The organism is Marivita lacus (assembly GCF_014637725.1).
In the GTDB taxonomy this organism is placed as follows: domain Bacteria; phylum Pseudomonadota; class Alphaproteobacteria; order Rhodobacterales; family Rhodobacteraceae; genus Marivita; species Marivita lacus.
On sequence record NZ_BMFC01000065.1, the window covers coordinates 1 to 501 of the forward strand.

Annotated in this window: 1 protein-coding gene; it reads left to right on the top strand. The window is 69.5% G+C overall.

Going from position 1 to position 501, the window contains the following annotated elements:
- Window positions 1–363, top strand: a 363-nt coding sequence (locus IEV82_RS23515; protein WP_188484509.1) for an AAA-type ATPase lid domain-containing protein, incomplete at its 5' end; no start/stop codon positions are given.
- Window positions 364–501: the final 138 nt, after the last annotated feature.

Below are 501 nucleotides of genomic sequence, written 5' to 3' on the forward strand. Positions count from 1 at the left end.
CGCATCATCGCGACCTCGAACCGGCACATGGCGTCGGAAGTGGCGCGGGGCAATTTCCGCGAGGACCTGTTCTACCGGCTGAACGTGTTCCCGCTGCAGACGCTGCCGCTTGCGGTGCGCCCCGGGGACATCCCGGTGCTGGCGCGCGCGATGCTGCGGCGTCACAGCGCGAAAGTGCCTGTGCCGTTGCTGTCTGAGGCGGCCTGCGGCGTGCTTCTGGCGCATGGCTGGCCGGGCAATGTGCGGGAATTGGAAAACGTGATGCAGCGGGCGCTGGTTCTGGCCGAAGGTCCGGTGATCGGGCCTGAGCACATCATGCTGCTGACCGGTGCCGAGCCGGTGCAGCCGGCGCGCGCGGCCTGAGGCCCCGATCGCCATGAGTATCACCGGAGCCACCTCCGCTGCCAGCATGTCGCACGCCACGCTCGTGGGGGCGCGACCCGGTCCAATCGTGCCTCCCCCGCCCCCGGGGACATCGGTTGGGCCGGACTTCTCTCAACG